The organism is Streptomyces sp. NPDC043908 (genome assembly GCF_056435525.1).
Genome location: NZ_JBWKEI010000004.1, coordinates 119,768 through 140,381, shown reverse-complemented (window position 1 = coordinate 140,381; position 20,614 = coordinate 119,768). Strand labels below are relative to the sequence as shown.

At 70.6% G+C, this 20,614-nt stretch carries 19 protein-coding genes and 2 tRNA genes; 6 read left to right on the top strand and 15 right to left on the bottom strand.

Annotation, left to right across the window (positions count from 1 at the left end; genetic code table 11):
• Window positions 1-91 precede the first annotated feature (91 nt).
• Complete coding sequence (gene pknB, locus AC069K_RS11260; protein WP_478614641.1) at window positions 92-2,092, top strand: Stk1 family PASTA domain-containing Ser/Thr kinase; 2,001 nt, start codon at window positions 92-94, stop codon at window positions 2,090-2,092.
• A gap of 90 nt (window positions 2,093-2,182) precedes the next feature.
• Here pknB and AC069K_RS11255 read toward each other — a convergent pair whose 3' ends face one another.
• The 6 genes from AC069K_RS11255 to AC069K_RS11230 all read right to left on the bottom strand — a co-directional run bounded on the left by AC069K_RS11255 (window position 2,183) and on the right by AC069K_RS11230 (window position 6,540).
• Window positions 2,183-2,917: a class E sortase gene (locus AC069K_RS11255; protein ID WP_478614638.1), complete on the bottom strand. Its 735-nt coding sequence runs from the start codon at window positions 2,915-2,917 to the stop codon at window positions 2,183-2,185.
• A gap of 20 nt (window positions 2,918-2,937) precedes the next feature.
• Window positions 2,938-4,164: a class E sortase gene (locus AC069K_RS11250; protein ID WP_478614636.1), complete on the bottom strand. Its 1,227-nt coding sequence runs from the start codon at window positions 4,162-4,164 to the stop codon at window positions 2,938-2,940.
• Window positions 4,161-4,799, bottom strand: coding sequence for an aminodeoxychorismate/anthranilate synthase component II (locus tag AC069K_RS11245; RefSeq protein ID WP_478614635.1), 639 nt, complete (start codon window positions 4,797-4,799; stop codon window positions 4,161-4,163). The genes AC069K_RS11250 and AC069K_RS11245 overlap by 4 nt, the downstream gene beginning before the upstream one ends.
• Window positions 4,796-4,972, bottom strand: coding sequence for a hypothetical protein (locus AC069K_RS11240; RefSeq protein WP_358834262.1), 177 nt, complete (start codon window positions 4,970-4,972; stop codon window positions 4,796-4,798). The genes AC069K_RS11245 and AC069K_RS11240 overlap by 4 nt, the downstream gene beginning before the upstream one ends.
• A 67-nt stretch (window positions 4,973-5,039) precedes the next feature.
• Entirely contained in the window at window positions 5,040-5,732 is a 693-nt protein-coding gene (locus AC069K_RS11235) for a class E sortase (RefSeq protein WP_478614632.1), read from the bottom strand.
• Window positions 5,733-5,751: 19 nt separating this feature from the next.
• Entirely contained in the window at window positions 5,752-6,540 is a 789-nt protein-coding gene (locus tag AC069K_RS11230; protein ID WP_358834264.1) for a DUF881 domain-containing protein, read from the bottom strand.
• A gap of 142 nt (window positions 6,541-6,682) precedes the next feature.
• Here AC069K_RS11230 and crgA point away from each other — a divergent pair, with 142 nt between their 5' ends.
• Window positions 6,683-6,940, top strand: coding sequence for a cell division protein CrgA (gene crgA, locus AC069K_RS11225; protein WP_365102790.1), 258 nt, complete (start codon window positions 6,683-6,685; stop codon window positions 6,938-6,940).
• 357 nt (window positions 6,941-7,297) lie between these two features.
• Here crgA and AC069K_RS11220 read toward each other — a convergent pair whose 3' ends face one another.
• Together AC069K_RS11220 and AC069K_RS11215 are read right to left on the bottom strand one after the other, a co-directional pair.
• On the bottom strand, window positions 7,298-8,167 hold the full coding sequence (locus AC069K_RS11220) for a rhomboid family intramembrane serine protease (protein WP_478614628.1): 870 nt from the start codon (window positions 8,165-8,167) through the stop codon (window positions 7,298-7,300).
• Between the two features lie 259 nt (window positions 8,168-8,426).
• Window positions 8,427-8,960, bottom strand: a complete 534-nt coding sequence (locus AC069K_RS11215) for a peptidylprolyl isomerase (protein ID WP_365102784.1) — start codon at window positions 8,958-8,960, stop codon at window positions 8,427-8,429.
• Window positions 8,961-9,336: 376 nt separating this feature from the next.
• On the opposite strand from AC069K_RS11215, the gene AC069K_RS11210 reads away from it, so the two are divergent.
• Complete coding sequence (locus AC069K_RS11210; protein ID WP_358834268.1) at window positions 9,337-10,032, top strand: DUF5324 family protein; 696 nt, start codon at window positions 9,337-9,339, stop codon at window positions 10,030-10,032.
• A gap of 83 nt (window positions 10,033-10,115) precedes the next feature.
• On the opposite strand, the gene AC069K_RS11205 is transcribed toward AC069K_RS11210, so the two are convergent.
• Window positions 10,116-10,188, bottom strand: a tRNA-Ala gene (locus tag AC069K_RS11205).
• Window positions 10,189-10,339: 151 nt separating this feature from the next.
• Here AC069K_RS11205 and AC069K_RS11200 point away from each other — a divergent pair.
• Complete coding sequence (locus AC069K_RS11200; protein WP_358837570.1) at window positions 10,340-10,888, top strand: helix-turn-helix domain-containing protein; 549 nt, start codon at window positions 10,340-10,342, stop codon at window positions 10,886-10,888.
• 24 nt (window positions 10,889-10,912) lie between these two features.
• Complete coding sequence (locus AC069K_RS11195) at window positions 10,913-12,235, top strand: serine/threonine-protein kinase (protein ID WP_478614622.1); 1,323 nt, start codon at window positions 10,913-10,915, stop codon at window positions 12,233-12,235.
• A gap of 136 nt (window positions 12,236-12,371) precedes the next feature.
• On the opposite strand, the gene AC069K_RS11190 is transcribed toward AC069K_RS11195, so the two are convergent.
• Window positions 12,372-13,697, bottom strand: coding sequence for a hypothetical protein (locus AC069K_RS11190; protein ID WP_478614619.1), 1,326 nt, complete (start codon window positions 13,695-13,697; stop codon window positions 12,372-12,374).
• A gap of 143 nt (window positions 13,698-13,840) precedes the next feature.
• Complete coding sequence (locus tag AC069K_RS11185; RefSeq protein WP_003958712.1) at window positions 13,841-13,975, bottom strand: DLW-39 family protein; 135 nt, start codon at window positions 13,973-13,975, stop codon at window positions 13,841-13,843.
• Between the two features lie 210 nt (window positions 13,976-14,185).
• On the opposite strand from AC069K_RS11185, the gene AC069K_RS11180 reads away from it, so the two are divergent.
• Entirely contained in the window at window positions 14,186-14,578 is a 393-nt protein-coding gene (locus AC069K_RS11180) for a DUF6344 domain-containing protein (RefSeq protein WP_478614616.1), read from the top strand.
• Between the two features lie 365 nt (window positions 14,579-14,943).
• Here AC069K_RS11180 and AC069K_RS11175 read toward each other — a convergent pair.
• The 4 genes from AC069K_RS11175 to gyrB form a co-directional block, all read right to left on the bottom strand.
• A tRNA-Ile gene (locus AC069K_RS11175) sits at window positions 14,944-15,017 on the bottom strand.
• Between the two features lie 108 nt (window positions 15,018-15,125).
• Entirely contained in the window at window positions 15,126-15,698 is a 573-nt protein-coding gene (locus AC069K_RS11170; RefSeq protein ID WP_358837004.1) for a DUF3566 domain-containing protein, read from the bottom strand.
• Window positions 15,699-15,786: 88 nt separating this feature from the next.
• Window positions 15,787-18,399, bottom strand: a complete 2,613-nt coding sequence (gene gyrA / locus AC069K_RS11165; RefSeq protein ID WP_358837005.1) for a DNA gyrase subunit A — start codon at window positions 18,397-18,399, stop codon at window positions 15,787-15,789.
• A gap of 44 nt (window positions 18,400-18,443) precedes the next feature.
• Window positions 18,444-20,507, bottom strand: a complete 2,064-nt coding sequence (gyrB, locus tag AC069K_RS11160) for a DNA topoisomerase (ATP-hydrolyzing) subunit B (RefSeq protein ID WP_365102770.1) — start codon at window positions 20,505-20,507, stop codon at window positions 18,444-18,446.
• Window positions 20,508-20,614 lie beyond the last annotated feature (107 nt).

The window sequence follows — 20,614 nt, the reverse complement described above, 5'->3', positions numbered from 1 at the left end:
CTACCGGTGCCCGGTAGCGTATGCGCGAACAGCACACCGCCGGACCACACACACGGGTGCGGTCGGGACTGACGGAGAGGGCTGGAACGTTATGGAAGAGCCGCGTCGCCTCGGCGGCCGGTACGAGCTGGGCCAGGTGCTCGGCCGTGGTGGCATGGCGGAGGTCTACCTCGCGCACGACACCCGGCTCGGCCGCACCGTCGCCGTGAAGACGCTGCGGGCCGACCTCGCCCGCGACCCGTCCTTCCAGGCCCGGTTCCGCCGTGAGGCCCAGTCCGCCGCCTCGCTCAACCACCCGGCGATCGTCGCTGTCTACGACACCGGCGAGGACTACGTCGACAACATCTCCATCCCGTACATCGTCATGGAGTACGTCGATGGCTCCACCCTGCGTGAGCTGCTGCACTCCGGGCGCAAGCTGCTGCCCGAGCGCACGCTGGAGATGACGGTCGGCATCCTCCAGGCCCTGGAGTACTCCCACCGCGCCGGCATCGTCCACCGCGACATCAAGCCCGCCAACGTCATGCTGACGCGCACCGGCCAGGTCAAGGTCATGGACTTCGGCATCGCGCGCGCCATGGGCGACTCCGGCATGACGATGACGCAGACCGCCGCCGTCATCGGCACCGCCCAGTACCTCTCCCCGGAGCAGGCCAAGGGCGAGCAGGTCGACGCCCGCTCCGACCTGTACTCGACGGGCTGCCTTCTCTACGAGCTGCTGACCGTGCGGCCGCCGTTCGTCGGCGACTCGCCGGTCGCGGTCGCCTACCAGCACGTAAGGGAAGAGCCGCAGCCGCCGAGCAACTTCGACCCCGAGATCACGCCCGAGATGGACGCCATCGTCCTGAAGGCGCTGGTCAAGGACCCGGACTACCGCTACCAGTCGGCCGACGAGATGCGCGCCGACATCGAGGCCTGCCTCGACGGCCAGCCGGTCGCCGCGACCGCCGCCATGGGCGCGGTCGGCTACGGCGGCTACGACGCCTACACCTCCGGCCCCCAGGACCAGCCCACGACCGCCCTGCGCCCCGCGGACGCGGCGGGCCAGACGTCCATGCTGCCCCCGGTCGGCCCGGACGACGGCTACGGCTACGACGACCGCCCCGACCGCCGCCGCCAGAAGAAGTCGTACACCTCGACGATCCTGCTGGTGCTGGCCGGTGTCCTGGTGCTCGTCGGCGCGATCCTGATCGGCAAGTCGGTCTTCGGCGGGAACGGTGACAGCGGCCAGGTGCCGGTGCCGCAGCTCGTCGGTGAGACCCGGAAGTCCGCCGAGACCCTGACGGCGAACGTCGGCCTCAAGCTGACCGTGGCCAAGACCGAGCCCTGCGCCGACCAGCCCAAGGACAGCATCTGCAGCCAGACCCCGGCCAGCGGCAAGCTGGACAAGGGCGAGGCGGTCACGGTCGTCGTCTCGGCGGGCGCGCCCAAGGTCGAGGTCCCGGACGTCACGGAGAAGAAGAAGGACAACGCGACCCAGCTCCTCCAGGACAAGGGCTTCACGTGGAAGATCACCACGGTGGAGGCCGACGCCGAGGAGGGCACGGTCGTCAGCCAGGACCCCAAGGGCGGGCAGCAGGCCGAGAAGGGCACCGAGGTCACGCTCTCGATCGCCAAGAAGAAGACGTTCAAGATCCCCGACGTCACGAACACCGACTACACCGCGGCGGCGGCCCAGCTCACCACGCTCGGCTTCACCAACTTCTCGCGCCAGGACGTCGACTCGGACAAGCCCGCGGGCCAGGTCGTCGACCAGACGCCCAAGGGCAACACCAACCAGACCAAGGACGTCCAGATCGTCCTGAAGGTCTCCAAGGGCCCGCAGACGCCCGCGCAGGTCCCGGTTCCCAGCGTCTTCGGGATGACCGTCAAGCAGGCCACGGAGAAGCTCAACGCGGCCGGATTCAGCAACATCCAGTTCGCGCCGGGCAGCTCCAACGACGACAAGGCGCGGGTCACCTCGCAGACCCCGCCGGCCACCACCCTGTCCGACCCGGCCACCACGGCGATCGTCCTGACGACGATCGGCGGAGGCGGCAACCAGGGCCAGGACGGCGGGAACTTCCCGTTCGGCGGCCCGTCCGGCCGCTGACCACCGGCACGACGAAGCCCCGGTCCCCTTCCCAGGGGGCCGGGGCTTTCCCGTACGTACGCCTTGCGCCGCGGGGCCGGGCGGAGGCCGTCAGCGCAGCTCGGCAGGCTTGGTGCGGTGCTCGTCGACCTTCTGGGTGCGCACCAGCTCGCCCCACACGATGTAGCGGTAGTCCGAGGTGTAGACGGGCGTGCACGTCGTCAGGGTGATGTAGCGGCCCGGCTTCCTGGCGCCCGACTCCTTCGGCACCGGCTGCAGGACGTCGACGTTGTACTTCGACGTCTCCTTCAGCTCCGCGTACGCCTTGTAGACGTACCAGGTGTCCTTGGTCTCGAAGACGATCGGATCGCCGGTCCTGACCTTGTCGATGTTGTGGAACTTGGCGCCGTGACCGTCGCGGTGCGCCGCCAGCGTGAAGTTGCCCTTGGCGCCGCTGCCGGGCAGGACCGCCTTCAGCGGCTCGGTGTAGTAGCCCGCGACGCCCCCGTTGAGCACCTTGGTGTCGGTGCCCTTCTTGACCAGCACCTCGCCGTTCCTCATGGCGGGTACGTGCAGAAAGCCGATGCCGTCCCTGGTGTCGAGGGCCCCGGGGCCGCTGTTCGCCCAGTCGCGCCGCACGTCCTTGCTCTGCTTGGCGGCCTCACGGTCGGCTATGACGTTGGTCCACCACAGCGAGTAGACGACGAAGAGGCCGAGCACCAGCCCGGCCGTGATCAGCAGCTCGCCAACGACGCTGACGACTCCCGCGACGACACCGCGGCGGCGCGGGCGCGGCGGGACGGGGGCCTCGGTCTGCTGCTCGTCGTGCTCGGTCCTCAACTCCACGGCACCTGTCTGTCGTTCCGTCAGCCGGCGAGCGCGTCGGGCACGCCCTTGCTGCGCGGTCGTTCGTCGACCATCTTGCCCCACACGATCATTCGGTACGTACTCGTGAACTCGGGTGTGCAGGTCGTCAGGGTCAGATAGCGGCCCGGCCGGGTGAACCCCGAGCCGGCCGGGATCGGCTTGAGCACCGAGACGTTCTTGGGACTGGTCGAGGGGAGCATGCCGGAGACCGCGTACGTGTAGTACGCCTGCTGGGTCTCCACGATCACCAGGTCCCCCGGCTTGAGCCGGTTGATGTAGCGGAAGGGCTCGCCGTGCGTGTTGCGGTGCCCGGCGACCGCGAAGTTGCCCGTCCTGTCGCCCGGCATCGCGGTCTTCAGGCTGCCCTGCCCGTAGTGGCCGACCATGCCCCGGTCGAGGACCTTGTGCTTGCTGGTGCCCTCGGCGACGGGGACGACGACGTCCAGCTTCGGAATGTGCATGATCGCGAAGCCCTCGCCGGGCTCGAAGGCGCCGGGGGCCTTCTTGCCGCTGTCCCAGCCGTGCGTGATCTTCTTCGCCTCGCTGCCCGCCTGCTGATGGGCGCGGACGTTCGTCCACCACAGCTGGTACGTGACGAAGAGGAGCATCACCACGCCGAGCGTGATGAACAGTTCCCCGATGATCCGGCTCGCGATCACGGCCGCGCTGTCCTTGCGCGCCTTCGCGGCGCGGCGCGCCTCCGCGCGGGTCCGCGGACGCCCGCCCTCCGCCGGACCGGCGGGCGCGGCCGGGGCCGGGGCCCGGTGTCCGCGCGCCTTGGCGGCGCGGCGCCGCTCGGCCCGCCCACCGGTCGGGGGCGCGGGCGCGTCGGCTATGGGCTTGAGCGCCATGGTGGCGTCGTCGAGGGGGACGGCCTCGGGCACGGGGTGGGCGGCGGGCTCGGCGTACCACTCCTGGTCCGGGGCGGCCGCCGGGGTCTCCTCCACGCGCGCGTAGGCATCGCCGCCCGGCACCTGAGCCGAGAACGGGGCCTGCGGCTCGGCCGGGAGCGGCATCTGGGCCTGCGGCTGGGGCTGGGCCTGCGGCTGGAGCTGCGGAGGCGCCTCGGCCACGGCCTGCCCGTGCCCGTGCCCCTGCCCCTGCCCCTGCCCCTGCCCCTGCCCCTGCGGGATGTTGTCCGCCCTGAACCAAGGCGACCCGTGACCACCCGCAGGGAGGGGGTCCGTCAGCGGGTCGTACTCGTGCTCGGGCCGGACGGCCGTCACGCCGCGGCCTTGCCCACCACCGGTGCCAGGCCTGCCGACCGCTCGACGGCTCCCGCGTCCCCGCACCGCACCAGCCAGTTGGCGAGCATCAGATGGCCGTGTTCGGTCAGGACCGACTCCGGGTGGAACTGGACGCCCTCCACCGGCAGGTCCCGGTGGCGCAGCCCCATGACGATCCCGTCGGCCGTCCGGGCGGTGACCTCCAGCTCGGCGGGCAGCGTCGAGGGCTCGGCGGCCAGCGAGTGGTACCGGGTCGCGGTGAACGGCGAGGGCAGCCCCTTGAAGACGCCGACGCCCTCGTGCAGGACCGGCGAGGTCTTGCCGTGCAGCAGCTCGGGCGCCCGGTCGACGACACCGCCGTACGCGACCATCATCGACTGCATGCCGAGGCAGACGCCGAAGACCGGTACCCCGGTCTCCGCGCAGCGGCGCACCATGTCGACGCAGACGCCGGCCTGTTCGGGCGCGCCCGGGCCGGGCGAGAGCAGCACGCCGTCGAAGCCGTCCTGGGCGTGCTCCAGGGACACCTCGTCGTTGCGTACCACCTCGCACTCGGCGCCCAGCTGGTACAGGTACTGGACCAGGTTGAAGACAAAGCTGTCGTAGTTGTCCACGACGAGAACGCGTGCGCTCATCGGGTCGCTCCCCTGCCCTGGTCGACGGTGACATCGTTGAACGGCAGCAGCGGCTCCGCCCACGGGAAGACGTACTGGAAGAGCACATAGACAAGCGCCAGTACCAGGACGAGCGAAGTGAACGCCCGTACCCACGCGTTGCCCGGCAGATGCCGCCAGATCCAGCCGTACATGCGGTCCGCTGTCCCTTCCGACGATCGTTACCGCACCAGACTAAGGGGCGGCGCCGTGGACAGGGGCTCAGCCGGTCAAAGCCGGTGGCCTGCCCCGGGCCGCGGGCCGGGTGGAGTCGAGGTGGGCCCAGGCGATCAGCCGGTGGCTGCTGCCCCATTCCGGGTCGCAGGTGGTGAGGGTCAGATAGCGGCCCGGGGAGCGGAACGGCGACTTGGCGGGGACCGGGTCAATGACGCCGACATCGCTCGGCACGGTCCGGTAGGGCCGGTTGTCGAGGCGGTAGGTGAACCAGGTCGTCCCGTCGGTGAGCACCACCGCGTCGCCGGGCCGCAGCTCGGGGAAGTCCTTGAACGGGTCGCCGTAGGTGCGCCGGTGCCCGGCCACCGCGAAGTTGCCCGGCTGTCCGAGCCGTGTGGTGGTGGCGTAGTGCCCGAGGCCCTTCTGGAGGTCCTTGACGCCGGTCCCCTCCAGTACGGGCCTGTGCCAGTCCCTGCCCAGCCTGGGGATGTACATGACCGCGAAGGACGTGCCCTCGGTGTACGGGGCGGGAGCGGGCGGCCCGGTGCTCGGGGGCGGGCTCGCGGTGGGCGCGCGCGCCCACTGGTGGCGCAGGTCGGAGATCTGGCTGTCGGCGGCGCTGTCCGCCTTCACCCCGGTCCAGTACAGGACGTACACGACGAAGAGGACGATCAGGGTGCCGGCCGTGAGGCACAGTTCGCTGAGCGTCCTGACGACCAGCCGCACCGGGTCCCCAGCCACCGGGCCGCCCCCTCCCGCGCTATCCCACCGGCTTCGCGTAGTGGAGATCCACTGTGCCCGAGTAGCCGGGCAGAGTCATCGCCTTGTGCTCGTCGACTTTCCAGCCGAGCCCGTAGGCCTTCACGTACAGCTGGTAGTTCTGGATCGCCGGGGAGTCGGTGAGCGCCCGGCGCAGCTTCCCCAGGTCGCCGACGGCGCTGACCTTGTACGGGGGTGAGTAGACGCGGCCCTGGAGGATCAGGGTGTTGCCGACGCAGCGCACGGCGCTGGTGGAGATGAGCCGCTGGTCCATGACCTGGATGCCGCGGGCGCCGCCCTGCCACAGCGCGTTGACCACGGCCTGGAGGTCCTGCTGGTGGATGACCAGGTCGTTGGGCTGGGGGGCGGGGTAGCCGGGGGCGGCCGTGGCGTTGGGCGGGGCGTCGTTGAGGGTGACGGTGAGCGCCTTGCCGGCGACCTTCTCGGTGCCGGCCGCGTCCTTGAGGGCGGCGAACTGCCGGTCCTCTGCCTGGGTGGAGCCGTTGTCGCGCCGGGCGAGGGCGTCGACGTCGTCGCGGACGGTGGCGGTGGACTGGTCGAGCTCGGCGTTCTTGCGGCTGCGCTGCTGGATCAGGTCGGAGAGCTTCAGCAGTGAGGCGTCCGTACGGATGTTGGTGCCTTTGGCGGTGTTGAAGCTGGTGACGAAGATGAGTCCGGCGAGGGCGAAGACGGCGGCGGAGAGCAGCCGGACGGGGCGGGCGCGGAAGCGGCGGCCCGGGCCTGCGGGCTCGTGGGGGAGCCCTTCGGGGGAGTCGGCTGAATTGCTCAACGTACCCTTATCTCCTTCGGCGCCACGGAAGCACTACGCTAACGGACGCCTGGGGGCAGCAGTGATCCCCGGTTGCCCCTCCGCCGCCGCCCAGCCACAGTTCCCTGCGCGGTCACGCAGCGCATCGACAGGAGTGTTCCTCGTGCCGAAGTCACGTATCCGCAAGAAGGCCGACTTCACGCCGCCGCCGGCGGCGAAGCAGGCCACCGCCATCAAGCTGGGCAGCCGGAGCTGGGTGGCCCCGGTGATGCTGGCGTTCTTCCTGATCGGGCTCGCCTGGATCGTCCTCTTCTATGTGACCGAGGGCGACCTGCCGCTGAAGTCCCTCGGGAACTGGAACATCGTGGTCGGCTTCGGCTTCATCGCCGGCGGCTTCGGTGTCTCCACGCAGTGGAAGTAGCGCCGTCGAGCAGCTCGGCCGAGCAGCGCGGCCGTAAGGACGCGTCCGGGCGGGCGCGGCTGAAGTAGCTGGTCCACAGCCTCCTCGTCAAGCCTTGCCCACAGGTTATCCACAACGCTATCCACACTGGGGAAAAGGTCAGACGATCTGTGGATAACCTCCGCCGTGTTGACGCCGGTGTGACTGCACTCTTCCACACCGGCCCACGGCCCGCCCCTTGTCCTTGCTGGGAAAACCCAGGTCAGCGACAAGGGGCACAGCTGTTCCCCACCGGGTGCACAAGATCCGGCACACACTGTGGACAACCTTGGGGGAAAGCCCGACTCCGTGTGCCCGACCGGGCGGCCGGCCCGGAGCTCAGGTGAGCGCCGCCGTCCTGGCTATGCCGATGACCAGGACGGCCAGCAGGACCGCCGCGCACGTCCCCCACTGGATCACCGCCCGGCGCTCGCGGGGCGCGTGGACCATGGCGTACGCGATCACCGTGCCGCCGACCAGGCCGCCGATGTGGGCCTGCCAGGCGATTCCGCCCCAGGGGTTGAAGGTGATCGCCAGGTTGATCACCAGGAGCACGATCAGCGGGCGCAGGTCGTAGTTCAGCTTGCGCATCAGCACGGCGGTGGCGCCGAAAAGACCGAAGATCGCCCCGGAGGCGCCGAGCGAGGGGGTGTTCGGCTCGGCGAGCCAGTACGTCAGGGCGCTTCCGGCCAGACCGGAGACGAAGTAGAGCGCCAGATAGCGCGCCCGGCCGAGCGCGGCCTCCAGCGGCCCGCCGATCCACCACAGGCTGAGCATGTTGAAGGCGATGTGCATGGGGCCGCCGTGCAGGAACATCGAGGTGACCAGGCGGTACCACTGGCCTTCGGCGACGCCCTGGTACGAGGCGGATCCGGGGGTGTAGGCCCGCCCCAGCAGTTCGTACGCGTACTCGAACTTGTCCCCGATCGCCAGCTGGAGCAGAAAGCCCACCAGATTCAGCCCGATGAGGATCTTGGTGAGCAGATGCGGGTCGCCGGGCGCGATCACCGCGCCCGCCATCGTGCGCGGCTGGTTGGCCGCCGGCGCGTGGCCGGTGCCCGAGCCGCCCCGGACGCACTGCGGGCACTGGAATCCGACCGAGGCGCTGACCATGCACTCCGGGCAGATCGGGCGCTCGCAGCGGGTGCAGGTGATGCCCGTCTGCACGCCCGGGTGCCGGTAGCAGCTCGGCAGGCTCGCCTGGTCCATCGGGCTCCTTGTGCTCGGTGTGCGCGGGTCGCGGTACGCGTTCTTCGCGCGAGACGGCAAGCGGTCCGCCCCGCACGTCAGTCATACGGACGGGCGGGGCGGTTTGGTTCCCCCCGAAAGGGTGCCGTCGATGCGGGGCGCGGCTGGAGCCCTCGCGAGACCCACGCCCCCGGCGGAACTCAGACCTCACGGGCCTCAGCCGTCACGGGCCTCAGCCGTCACGGGCCTCCGACCTCGCGGGACTCAGCCCCCGCCGGCCTCAGCCCTCGCGGGACTCGACGACGACCGACTCGATCACCACGTCCTGGACGGGGCGGTCGGTGCGCGGGTTGGTCTGGAGGCCCGCGATGGTGTCCACGACCTTCCGGCCGGCGTCGGAGGAGACCTCCCCGAAGATCGTGTGCTTGCGGGTCAGCCACGCCGTGGGGGACACCGTGATGAAGAACTGCGAGCCGTTGGTGCCCGGCCCCGCGTTCGCCATGGCCAGCAGGTACGGCTTGTCGAAGGCCAGCTCCGGGTGAAACTCGTCGGCGAACTCGTACCCCGGACCGCCGGTGCCGTTGCCCAGCGGGTCACCGCCCTGGATCATGAAGCCGCTGATCACGCGGTGGAAGACGGTGCCGTCGTAGAGCGGGTCCGTGGTCTGCTTGCCGGTCGCCGGGTGCGTCCACTCGCGCTCGCCCTTGGCCAGCTCGACGAAGTTCCTGACCGTCTTGGGGGCGTGGTTCGGCAGGAGCCGGATCTCGATGTCCCCTTGGTTGGTCTTCAAGGTGGCGTAAAGCTGCTCGGCCACGGTCTGCCTTCCTTTGGTCTGCGCTGACGTCCCACGATCCTCGCACGGAGGGCGCCGCGGCAAGGAAACGCCGCCGTGTGCCGCCGATCCCGCCGAACAGCCGCGGCGCGGGGCCCCGCCGTGGCATCGTCGGACGCGAACTCCCCGCCCCGCCCTCGCGCCGTCGTGCCGTCCTTCTTGCGAAGCCGACCCGTACTTCCGAAGCCGACCCGTACTTCTTCCGAAGTCGATCCGTGTGACCCGGATGCCTTTCCGCGCATGCCGGGTACCCGTCCGACAGGCATGATTTCGAGATGGGTGGAAAGGCGACACTGTGCTCATTCCGGCGACAACCCACCGGACCGCCCTGAACCCCGCCACCAAGGAGGAGGATCACGTGACCCGCATGGAGAGCGTGCGCGCCGCGACCGGCTCGGCGAAGGAGAGCGTGCTGCACGCCGCGGAAGTGGTGGCGCCCTACGCCGACTCGGCCAAGAACCAGGCCGCGCACTACGCGCACGAGACGCGCGTACGGCTCGCGCCCAAGGTGGCCAAGGCCGCCCAGCAGGCCCGCAGCCAGGCCCAGCAGCAGTACGGCTCGTACGTCGCGCCGCACGTGCCGCCCAAGGTCGACGAGGTGGCCCGGGAAGCGGCGGCCCGCTCCCGCCGCGCCGCGCGCCAGGCGGCCGAGTACACGGCGCCCCGGGTCAGCCAGGCGGTCGCGGCCGCCCAGCCGGTCCGCGAAGAGGCGATGGCCCGCTCCGCGGCCGCGATCGCGGCGCTGCGCGGACAGGTCACCCCGCGCCAGATCGAGAAGCTGGTGAAGAAGCAGCGGCGCCGGGCCCGCGCCGGACGCCTGGCCAAGTACCTCGCGGTCGCCGGCATCCTGACGGGTGGCGCCGTCGCCGCCTGGAAGTGGTGGGACAAGCAGGCCAACCCGGACTGGCTGGTCGAGCCCCCGGCCCCCACCGAGGTCGCCGAGCCGACCCCGCTGAGCGCCGTCGACGGCAGCGGCGGGGCCCTGGACCCGGAGGTCGAGGCGAAGGAGGCCGAGGAGGCCGAATTCGGCGAGGAGCGCGGCGGGGGCCACTGACCCCCGGCCTCGGCGGTACACAGCGAAACGGCGGGTGCCGTGGACCGGATGAACGGTCCACGGCACCCGCCGTCGTCGTGCTGTGGAGCCTAGGGGAGTCGAACCCCTGACATCTGCCATGCAAAGACAGCGCTCTACCAACTGAGCTAAGGCCCCGGAAAGGTGATGCGCAGACCAGAGTACCGGGTGAAGACGGGTATCCCGCAAAAAGATGGGGACTCCCGGTGGGCGACCACTCTCCGTAAGATGCTCGTCGGGGTTCGCGGCAGCGAAGCGCCTCGATGGGGAAGCGATGGGGAGACGCGCAATGGACGCAACGCAACAAGAAGCGACCGCAAGAGCGAGGGAGCTTCAGCGGAGCTGGTACGGAGAGCCGCTGGGGGCGCTCTTCCGACGACTGATAGACGACCTGGGACTGAATCAGGCCAGGCTCGCCGGCGTCCTCGGCCTCTCGGCCCCCATGCTGTCCCAGCTGATGAGCGGTCAGCGCGCCAAGATCGGCAACCCGGCGGTCGTCCAGCGTGTCCAGGCCCTCCAGGACCTGGCCGGCCAGGTCGCCGACGGCAGTGTCAGCGCCGCCGAGGCCACCGACCGGATGGACGAGATCAAGAAGTCCCAGGGCGGTTCCGTCCTGACCAACACCGGCCAGACCACGACGAGTTCCGGTGCCCCCACCGTGCGCCGCGTGGTGCGCGAGATCCAGTCGCTGCTCCGCTCGGTGGCCGCCGCCGGGGACATCATCGACGCCGCCGACACCCTCGCCCCGGCCCACCCCGAGCTGGCAGAGTTCCTCCGGGTGTACGGCGCCGGACGCACCGCGGAGGCGGTCGCCCACTACGAGGCGCACCAGAGCTGACGGCCATGGGGGCGGGGATGTCGGGTGGGTGAGGTCTTCGCCGGTCGGTACGAACTCATCGACCCGATCGGCCGCGGTGGCGTCGGCGCCGTCTGGCGCGCCTGGGACCACCGCCGCCGCCGCTGCGTGGCGGCGAAGGTCCTCCAGCAGAGCGACGCGCACACCCTGCTGCGCTTCGTCCGCGAGCAGGCCCTGAGGATCGACCACCCCCATGTGCTGGCCCCGGCGAGCTGGGCCGCCGACGACGACAAGGTCCTGTTCACCATGGACCTGGTCACCGGCGGCTCGCTGGCCCATCTGATCGGGGACTACGGGCCGCTCCCGCCCCGGTTCGTCTGCGTCCTGCTGGACCAGCTGCTCTCCGGTCTTGCGGCGGTCCACGCCGAGGGCGTCGTCCACCGCGACATCAAGCCGGCCAACATCCTCCTGGAGGCCACCGGCACCGGGCGGCCGCATCTGCGGCTGTCCGACTTCGGCATCGCGATGCGCAAGGGCGAGCCGCGGCTGACCGAGACGAACTACGTGATGGGGACGCCGGGGTACTTCGCGCCCGAGCAGATCATGGGCGCGGATCCGGACTTCCCGTCCGACCTGTTCGCGGTCGGCCTGGTCGCGCTCTATCTGCTGGAGGGTCAGAAGCCGGACGCCCGGGCGCTGGTGGAGTACTTCGCCACGCACGGCACGCCGGGAGCCCCCCAGGGCGTCCCTGAGCCGCTGTGGCAGGTCCTGGCGGGTCTGCTCCAGCCGGACCCGCACGTGCGCTTCAGGACGGCCACGGGGGCGCGCAAGGCGCTGGCCTCGGCCGTGGAGCTGCTGCCGGACGCCCTGCCCGACGAGGAGCCGGTCGAGGTCTTCGACCAAGTGGGTCCGCTTCCCGAGGGGTTCGTACCGCGCGAGCTCCCGCCGGTCCTGCGGCACCCGCAGACGTCCGGGACGCCCCAGCACGCGGCCGGGGGCCCGGCCGGGCCCGCGAGCCCCTCACCGGGGCAGGCGCAGGGTCAGGAACGGCCGGGTCACCAACCCGGCCCCCCTGTCCACCGGTTGCCGACGCCCACGCCCTCCCCGGCGGACGGATTCCCGCCGGTCCCGCCCCCGTATCCGCCCTCGTACACCCCCACCCCCGTCACCAGGCGGTACACCGGCCGGAGCGCGCAGGCGCCCACTTCCGCGCCGGTCTCCCAGCCCGGCACGCCCCCGCCGCCGGGGCCCGTCGCCCCGCCCCCCGCGGCCCGGCACAAGCGCGCCGGGGCGCCCCCGAAGGCGACGGTCCCGAGGGCGACGGTCCCGGTCCTGCTGCTCGCTCTGCTCTGCTTCGCCGTCGGCTTCTGGGCGCTCAGCCAGGTCTGACGGAGACGGCGACGCCGTACGGACGATGCTGCGCCCGCTGGCGGCCTCCGTGCCCGGTGCCTGCGGCCTCGTCCTTACGGACGCCCGTGCCCGTACGCCCGGACGCCCGTGCCCGTACGCCCGTACGCCCAGGCGCTCAGCCCGGCCCCGCCGGCCCCGCACGCCGCCGCGCCACGACCGTCCGCACCCCGGCCCACAGCACCAGCAGCGTCCCCGTCCCGATGCCCGCCGCCGCCAGCAGACGCATTCTCGTCGAGTCGCCGTCGCGCCCCGTGGCGGCCGGGCCCGCGGCGGGAGCGGTGGTCCGGCCGCCGGGCGCGAAGTCGGGCGCGGCCCCTTCGTACGCGGGGCCCGGCCCCACCCGGCCCCGTACCCCCACCCGGAGCGTCACGGGGTACGGCCCCGCGCCGAGCGTCCGGGCGGTCTCGGGGCTGAGGCTGACCGCCAGGTAGTGGTCGCCTCCGAAGCGCAGCGCGCCGACCTGGCCCGAGGTGGAGTAGCGGTTGCGGTACGCGACCGCCGGGAGCGGCGGGAAGGAGACGGACGCGGGCGTGCCGTCGTACCCCATCTCCGCGTCCGCGACCTGGCCGAGCGCCGGGTTGTAGAGCTGGAAGTCGATGGCGTGGGGCACGTATCCGCTGCCGGCGGCCCGGCCGAGGTCGGCGGTCGCGAAGAGCTGCTGCCCCCAGCCGACCGGGACGCGGTAGAAGAGCGTGGTGCCGGGCCTGAGCGTGTCGCGCCAGGCGCCGGGGCCCAGCCGGGGCGCGTCGGCGAAGCCGGTGCTCCCGTGGGCCGTGTGCGCGGACGGGGAGGGCGCGGAGGGGGAGGCGGTCGCCCATGAGGTGGGCGCGGCCGTGGGCTCCGGGGCCGTGAGCGCGGGTTCCCTCACGTGCCGGAGCTCCAGCCCCCACTCGCCGGGCGCGGAGGCCGCGTCCCCGATCCGCCGGACCAACAGGTGGTAGGGGCCCGCCGTCTGACAGGACGTCCGGTGACCGGCCGTGCCCCGTGAGACGTACGCGGCGACCGGCCTCGGGTACTGGGGCGAGCCGAAGGTCGCGCGGCCGGTGTCGCAGGTGTTGCCGTCGCGGTCCTGGAGGGTGAGCTCGATGCCGTCGCCGAAGACCACCTCGGCGTCCGGCTTCGGCACGACCACGGCCGACACATAGGCGTCGCCGGTGGCGCCCAGGTCGACCTGGAAGTACGCCTTGGTGCCGGGCTCGAGAGCCGAACGGTAGACCGCTCCGGCCACCAGCCGGGGCGCGTCCCGGCCGGTCGCGGCGCCGGCGACGGGCTGGGCGCGGGGGTCGTAGCGGTAGGGGCTCTCAGCGCGGTCCGGGCGGTGCTGCCGGGGCCCTTCGGCCGCCCGCACACCCTGCCCGGGGAGGGCCGTCAGCGTGCAGAGCGACACGGCCACGACGCCCAGGGCGGCCACGGCCCGGCCCTTCCCCCGCTGGTTCCTCATCCCGCCGCGCCCCCTTCAATTTTGCTTCCGCAAGCCATTGATTCGCGCAGGTGAACCCGTGGGGCCGCAACCCCGGGGCCCATGACAGCACAGAGCCCCGGCCGCGTCGGCGGCCGGGGCTCTGCAACGGGACTCTGTGGGGCTCACACACCCGAACCTGCGGGCACGGAGTCGGTCGCCTCCGTCCACAGGTCCTGCTCGGCGCGATCCGCCTGGATCTGGCGGTACACGAGGAGCCCGCCGATGGCGGCCAGTGCGACCAGGAGGAGCTTCTTCACCGCGCGACCTCGTCTTTCCTTGACGTAAGGGACCTCTGCCGCCCGACTATACACACCGATCGATATCAATCGGTGATGGTCCATCCGAGTGCAGTTCATCCGAAGATCCGCCCATAACGGTGCGTCGCGCCCTCGCTCTCCGCCGCTCCTACACATCATGAGATACAACGCAAATCGGGCAACCCGGAACGGCACAGAAGCGAGGAAGTCATGGCAACCAGCAAGCTCACGACGTGGTGGACCGCACTCATCGGCGCGCTCGTCGCCCTCTTCGCCTTCTTCGGCCTGACCGGTCAGACGGCCGCCGCCGCCTCCGTACCCCAGCAGGGCGCCCCGCGCCACCTGAGCGAAGCCGCGGCTCCCGCGACGCCGAACGTGCGATGGGCCCTGCCCAGCGCCTCGGCCCTGCCGCCCACGATGAAGCAGCGCATCCGCGCCGAGGCCCACGGCTCCTCGCCGTCCAGCAGGCACCTGCCCACCGCCCACGACGAGAACGAGGGCGGCGACGGGTCCCAGACCCCCGCCTCCGACGAGGCGGCCGAAGCACCCGGGGGCACGCGCGCCCCCGCCGGGGACGGCGAGGCCCCGCCTCCCGCCTCCTGATCCCGCGCACCGGCTCCTGCCCGAGCCCGCGACCCACGAGCCCGGCGACTCCCCCGAGTCGCCGGGCTTCTTCGTGCGCGTACGTACGTAGTACGTACGCGAAGGACACGCCACCGGGACCACGGCACGGCGGGATACAGCTGACCCGGCGAAGTCCCGCTTGCACAGCGAAGTCCCACTGCCCGGCGAAGTCCCGCTGCCCCGGCGAAGTCCCGCCGACACGGCGACACCCGCACGACGACCCGCCCGCCCCGCGCCCACGACGGGCCTCCGCCACGGGGCCCGGCCCGGGTTCCCGACCCGTCCCCGCCCCCCGGCACAACGAAAAGGTCCCCGGACGATTCGTCCGGGGACCTTCTGCACTGTGGGGCTAACAGGATTTGAACCTGTGGCCTCATCCTTATCAGGGATGCGCTCTAACCAACTGAGCTATAGCCCCGCCGCGCTCTGCGGGGTGTCCCCCGCGCGCTGACCTCTGAAGATTAGCGCACGTGGGGGCCAGTCCCAAAATCGATGGCCGCCCCCGGTCCGACCTGCGGCGGCCGCGCTACTCGTCCTCGGCCAGGGTGAGCTCGACGCCACCCACGAAACCGGCCGAGAGGTTGTAGATGAACGCGCCGAGCGTCGCCAGCGCGGTGGCGAGCACCACGTCGATGACCGCGATCACCGAGGTGAAGATCAGCACGCGCGGCAGCGACAGGAAGGACTGGAGGTCGAAGCCGTTCGACTCGTTGGAGCCGGTGGCCTCGCTGATGGTCCCGCCCACCGACGAGAAGACGCCCATCGCGTCCATGACCATCCACAGCACCGCCGACGCCACCACCGTGCACACGCCCAGGGCGATGGAGAGCAGGAAGCTGACCTTCATCACCGACCACGGGTCGGCCTTGGCCACCCGCAGCCGTGCCTTGCGCGTACGCGGCGTCGTACGCGCCCCGGTGCGGGGGCGGCGGACGGCGGGGCCGCCACCGCGCTGCTGGCCGCCCTGCGTCCCGTTCTGGGACGTCGGGTAGGCCTGCGGCGGGTGGTACGGCTGTGCGGCTCCCGTGGCGGGCTTCTCGCGCTCGCCGGGCAGCGCGCCGTAGTCGGACCGGGCCTCAGGCCCGCGGGTGTCGGTCACCGTTACCCCCTGGGAGTCCGCGGCTGGGCCACGGGCACCGTTCGCTCCGGAAGCGGCCGATCCGGCGCCCGTGGCTCCACTCACGCTTTTACTCCTCGTGCTCCCCGGCCGAAGGCTCCATGCCCTCGACTGCGGCCTCGGCAGACTCGCCCTCGGCCGTGTCGATCTCGATCCCCTCGGGACCGTCGACCTCTTCAGCCTCGCGACCGGCTTCGGCGTTACGAGCGATGCCGACGACGGCATCGCGCTTGCCCAGGTTGATCAGTTGGACGCCCATGGTGTCACGGCCCGTCTCCCTGACCTCGTTGACTCGCGTACGAATCACACCACCGCCGAGCGTGATGGCGAGGATTTCGTCCGTCTCCTCGACCACCAGCGCGCCGACCAGCGAGCCCCGGTCCTCGACGATCTTGGCGGCCTTGATACCGAGGCCACCACGACCCTGGACGCGGTACTCGTCGACGGGGGTCCGCTTCGCGTACCCGCCGTCGGTGGCGGTGAACACGAACGTACCGGGCCGGACGACATTCATCGAGAGCAGTTCGTCGCCTTCGCGGAAACTCATCCCCTTGACGCCGGAGGTGGCACGGCCCATCGGGCGCAGCGCGTCGTCCGTAGCGGTGAAGCGGATGGACTGCGCCTTCTTGCTGATGAGCAGCAGATCGTCCTCGGCGGAGACCAGTTCGGCGCCGATCAGCTCGTCCTCGCCGCCGGCCTCCGTCTCACGGAGGTTGATGGCGATGACACCACCCGATCGGGGCGAGTCGTAGTCCTTGAGCGACGTCTTCTTCACCAGACCGGACTTGGTGGCGAGGACCAGGTAGGGCGCCGCCTCGTAGTCGCGGATGGCGAGGATCTGGGCGATCTTCTCGTCCGGCTGGAAGGCCAGCAGGTTCGCCACGTGCTGGCCGCGCGCGTCCCGGCCGGCGTCCGGCAGCTCGTACGCCTTGGCCCGGTAGACGCGGCCCTTGTTGGTGAAGAACAGCAGCCAGTGGTGCGTGGTGGAGACGAAGAAGTGGTCGACGATGTCGTCCTGCTTCAGCTTCGTGCCCCGGACGCCCTTGCCGCCGCGCTTCTGCGACCGGTAGTCCTCGGTCTTGGTGCGCTTGACGTAGCCGCCGTTGGTGATGGTGACGACGATGTCCTCTTCGGCGATCAGGTCCTCGATGGACATGTCACCGTCGAAGGGCACCAGCTTGGAGCGCCGGTCGTCGCCGAACTTCTCGACGATCGCGGCCAGCTCCTCGCTGATGATCCGGCGCTGGCGCTCGGGCGAGGCGAGGATCGCGTTGTACTCGTTGATCTTCGCCTGGAGCTCGTCGTGCTCGGCGACGATCTTCTGGCGCTCCAGGGCGGCGAGCCGGCGGAGCTGCATCTCCAGGATCGCGTTGGCCTGGATCTCGTCGATGGAGAGCAGGCCCATCAGGCCCTCGCGCGCGACGTCGACGGTGTCGCTGCGCCGGATGAGCGCGATGACCTCGTCGATGGCGTCGAGCGCCTTGAGCAGACCGCGCAGGATGTGGGCGCGCTCCTCGGCCTTGCGCAGCCGGAACCTGGTGCGCCGGACGATGACCTCGATCTGGTGCGTCACCCAGTGGCGGATGAACGCGTCCAGCGAGAGCGTGCGCGGCACGCCGTCGACGAGCGCCAGCATGTTGGCGCCGAAGTTCGTCTGGAGGTCGGTGTGCTTGTACAGGTTGTTGAGGACGACCTTGGCGACCGCGTCGCGCTTGAGCACGATGACCAGGCGCTGGCCGGTGCGGGAGCTGGTCTCGTCCCGGACGTCGGCGATGCCGCCGACCTTGCCGTCCTTCACCAGGTCGGCAATCTTCTGGGCCAGGTTGTCGGGGTTGACCTGGTATGGAAGCTCGGTGACCACCAGGCACTGGCGGTTCTGGATCTCCTCGACCGCGACCACCGCGCGCATGGTGATGGAGCCGCGCCCGGTGCGGTACGCCTCCTCGATGCCCTTGCGGCCGACGACGAGGGCGCCGGTCGGGAAGTCGGGGCCCTTGATGCGCTCGATGAGCGCGTCCAGAAGCTCCTCGTGCGAGGCGTCGGGGTGCGACAGGAACCACTGGGCGCCGTCCGCGACCTCGCGCAGGTTGTGCGGCGGGATGTTGGTGGCCATACCGACGGCGATACCGGCGGAGCCGTTGACCAGCAGGTTCGGGAAGCGCGCCGGCAGGACCGTCGGCTCCTGGTTGCGGCCGTCGTAGTTGTCCTGGAAGTCGACGGTCTCCTCGTCGATGTCCCGGACCATCTCCATGGCCAGCGGCATCAGCTTGCACTCGGTGTACCGCATGGCGGCGGCCGGGTCGTTGCCCGGGGAACCGAAGTTGCCGTTGGAGTCCACCAGCGGCATCCGCATCGACCAGTGCTGGGCGAGGCGGACGAGCGCGTCGTAGATCGAGGAGTCGCCGTGCGGGTGGTACGTGCCCATGACGTCGCCGACGACGCGGGCGCACTTGTAGAAGCCCTTCTCGGGCCGGTAGCCGCCGTCGTACATCGCGTACAGCACACGGCGGTGGACGGGCTTCAGGCCGTCCCGTACGTCCGGCAGCGCGCGCGAGACGATGACGGACATCGCGTAGTCGAGGTAGGAGCGCTGCATCTCCGTCTCGAGCCCGACGGGCTCGATGCGCAGGACAGGTTCTTCCTCGGTGGGTTCAGTGGTCGCGGGAGTGTTCTCGTCGGCCATTGCTGGTTCTCAAGTCCTTTCGAAGCGGTCAGCGACGGACCGACTCAGATGTCGAGGAAGCGGACGTCCTTGGCGTTGCGCTGGATGAACGAGCGCCGCGCCTCGACGTCCTCGCCCATCAGCACCGAGAACAGGTCGTCGGCCTGGGCCGCGTCGTCCAGGGTGACCTGGCCCAGGACGCGGTGGTCGACGTCCATGGTGGTGACCCGCAGCTCCTCGGCGTTCATCTCGCCCAGACCCTTGAAGCGCTGGATCGAGTCCTCGCGGATCCGCTTGCCCGACTGCTTGCCGAGCTCCACGAGCGCGTCGCGCTCCCGGTCCGAGTACGCGTACTCGAAGTCGTCCCGGCCCCACTTGATCTTGTAGAGCGGCGGGCGCGACAGGTACACGTGCCCGGCCTCGACCAGCGGCCGCATGAAGCGGAAGAGGAAGGTCAGCAGCAGGGTGTTGATGTGCTGGCCGTCGACATCGGCGTCCGCCATCAGAATGATCTTGTGATAGCGGAGCTTCTCGATGTCGAAGTCCTCGTGGACTCCGGTGCCGAAGGCCGAGATCAGCGCCTGGACCTCGGTGTTCTGCAGGATCTTGTCGATACGGGCCTTCTCGACGTTCAGGATCTTGCCTCGGATCGGCAGGATGGCCTGGTACATCGGGTTGCGGCCGGACTTCGCCGAACCACCGGCGGAGTCACCCTCGACGATGAAGATCTCGCACTTCGTCGGGTCGTTGGACTGGCAGTCGGAGAGCTTGCCGGGCAGGGAGGCGCTCTCCAGCAGGCCCTTGCGACGGGTCAGGTCGCGCGCCTTGCGGGCGGCGACACGGGCCGTCTGGGCCTGGATGGACTTGCGGATGATGTCCGCGGCCTCGTTGGGATTCCGGTCGAACCAGTCGGTCAGGTGCTCGTGCACCACCTTCTGGACGAACGTCTTCGCCTCGGTGTTGCCCAGCTTGGTCTTGGTCTGGCCCTCGAACTGCGGCTCGCCCAGCTTGACGGAGATGATCGCCGTCAGACCCTCGCGGATATCCTCGCCGGAGAGGTTGTCGTCCTTCTCGCGCAGCAGCTTCTTGTCCCGGGCATACCGGTTGACCAGGCCCGTGAGCGCGGCGCGGAATCCCTCCTCATGCGTACCCCCCTCGTGCGTGTGGATGGTGTTCGCAAAGGAGTAAACGCCCTCGGAGTACTGGGAGTTCCACTGCATCGCGATCTCGGCCGAGAGCATGCGCTCCTTGTCCTCGGCCTCCACGTCGATCACGGTCGGGTGGATCAGCTCGCCCTTGCGGGAGTTCAGGTACTTCACGAAGTCGACGATGCCGCCCTCGTAGTGGTACGAGACCGAGAGCGCCCGCTCCTCCTCCGACTCCTCGGCCGAGTCCGCCCCGGAGACGGCCTTGGCCGACTCCCGCTCGTCGGTGAGGCTGATGGTGAGGCCCTTGTTGAGGAAGGCCATCTCCTGGAAGCGGCGCGCGAGCGTCTCGAAGGAGTACTCGGTGGTCTCGAAGACGTCCGGGTCGGCCCAGAACGTCACCGTGGTGCCGCTCTCCTCGACCTGCTCGTGCTTGGCCAGGGGGGCGGTCGGGACGCCGAGCTTGTAGTCCTGGGTCCAGCGGTAGCCGTCGCGCTTGATGTCGACGGCGAGCTTGGTGGAGAGGGCGTTCACCACGGAGACGCCGACGCCGTGCAGACCACCGGAGACGGCGTAGCCACCGCCGCCGAACTTGCCGCCCGCGTGCAGCACGGTCAGGACGACCTCGACCGCCGGCTTCTTCTCCACGGGGTGCATGTCCACGGGGATGCCGCGGCCGTTGTCGACGACGCGCACGCCGCCGTCGGCGAGGATCGTGACGTCGATCGTGTCCGCGTGACCGGCGAGGGCCTCGTCGACCGAGTTGTCGACGACCTCCTGCACCAGGTGGTGCAGGCCGCGCTCGCCCGTCGAGCCGATGTACATGCCGGGTCGCTTGCGGACCGCGTCCAGACCTTCGAGGACGGTGATGGCGCTGGCGTCGTACGAGGCGGTGACCTCGCCGTTCTGGCCGGCGGCAGCGGACGGGGTGTTCTCGTTGGGGTTGCCGGAATCGGCCACGAAGCGCCCTTTCTGGCACAGCACAGCCTTCCCCTGGGCAGGCAGGAGCAGCTGCGTCGTTCAGCGATGGTCAGCGCCGGGCGGTGCCGTTGGGGGCATCACCCGACCGCGTCATTTCGGTGGGTCCCGCG

Excerpts from the sequence above, each read along its gene's own strand:
- AC069K_RS11220 (WP_478614628.1), bottom strand. The coding sequence starts at position 8,167 with ATGGACCAGGCGAGCCTGCCGAGCTGCTACCGGCACCCGGGCGTGCAG.
- AC069K_RS11240 (WP_358834262.1), bottom strand. The coding sequence starts at position 4,972 with ATGTACGGCTGGATCTGGCGGCATCTGCCGGGCAACGCGTGGGTACGG.
- gyrA (WP_358837005.1), bottom strand. The coding sequence starts at position 18,399 with ATGGCCGACGAGAACACTCCCGCGACCACTGAACCCACCGAGGAAGAA.
- AC069K_RS11245 (WP_478614635.1), bottom strand. The coding sequence starts at position 4,799 with ATGAGCGCACGCGTTCTCGTCGTGGACAACTACGACAGCTTTGTCTTC.
- pknB (WP_478614641.1), top strand. The coding sequence starts at position 92 with ATGGAAGAGCCGCGTCGCCTCGGCGGCCGGTACGAGCTGGGCCAGGTG.
- AC069K_RS11200 (WP_358837570.1), top strand. The coding sequence starts at position 10,340 with ATGGACGCAACGCAACAAGAAGCGACCGCAAGAGCGAGGGAGCTTCAG.
- AC069K_RS11190 (WP_478614619.1), bottom strand. The coding sequence starts at position 13,697 with ATGAGGAACCAGCGGGGGAAGGGCCGGGCCGTGGCCGCCCTGGGCGTC.
- AC069K_RS11180 (WP_478614616.1), top strand. The coding sequence starts at position 14,186 with ATGGCAACCAGCAAGCTCACGACGTGGTGGACCGCACTCATCGGCGCG.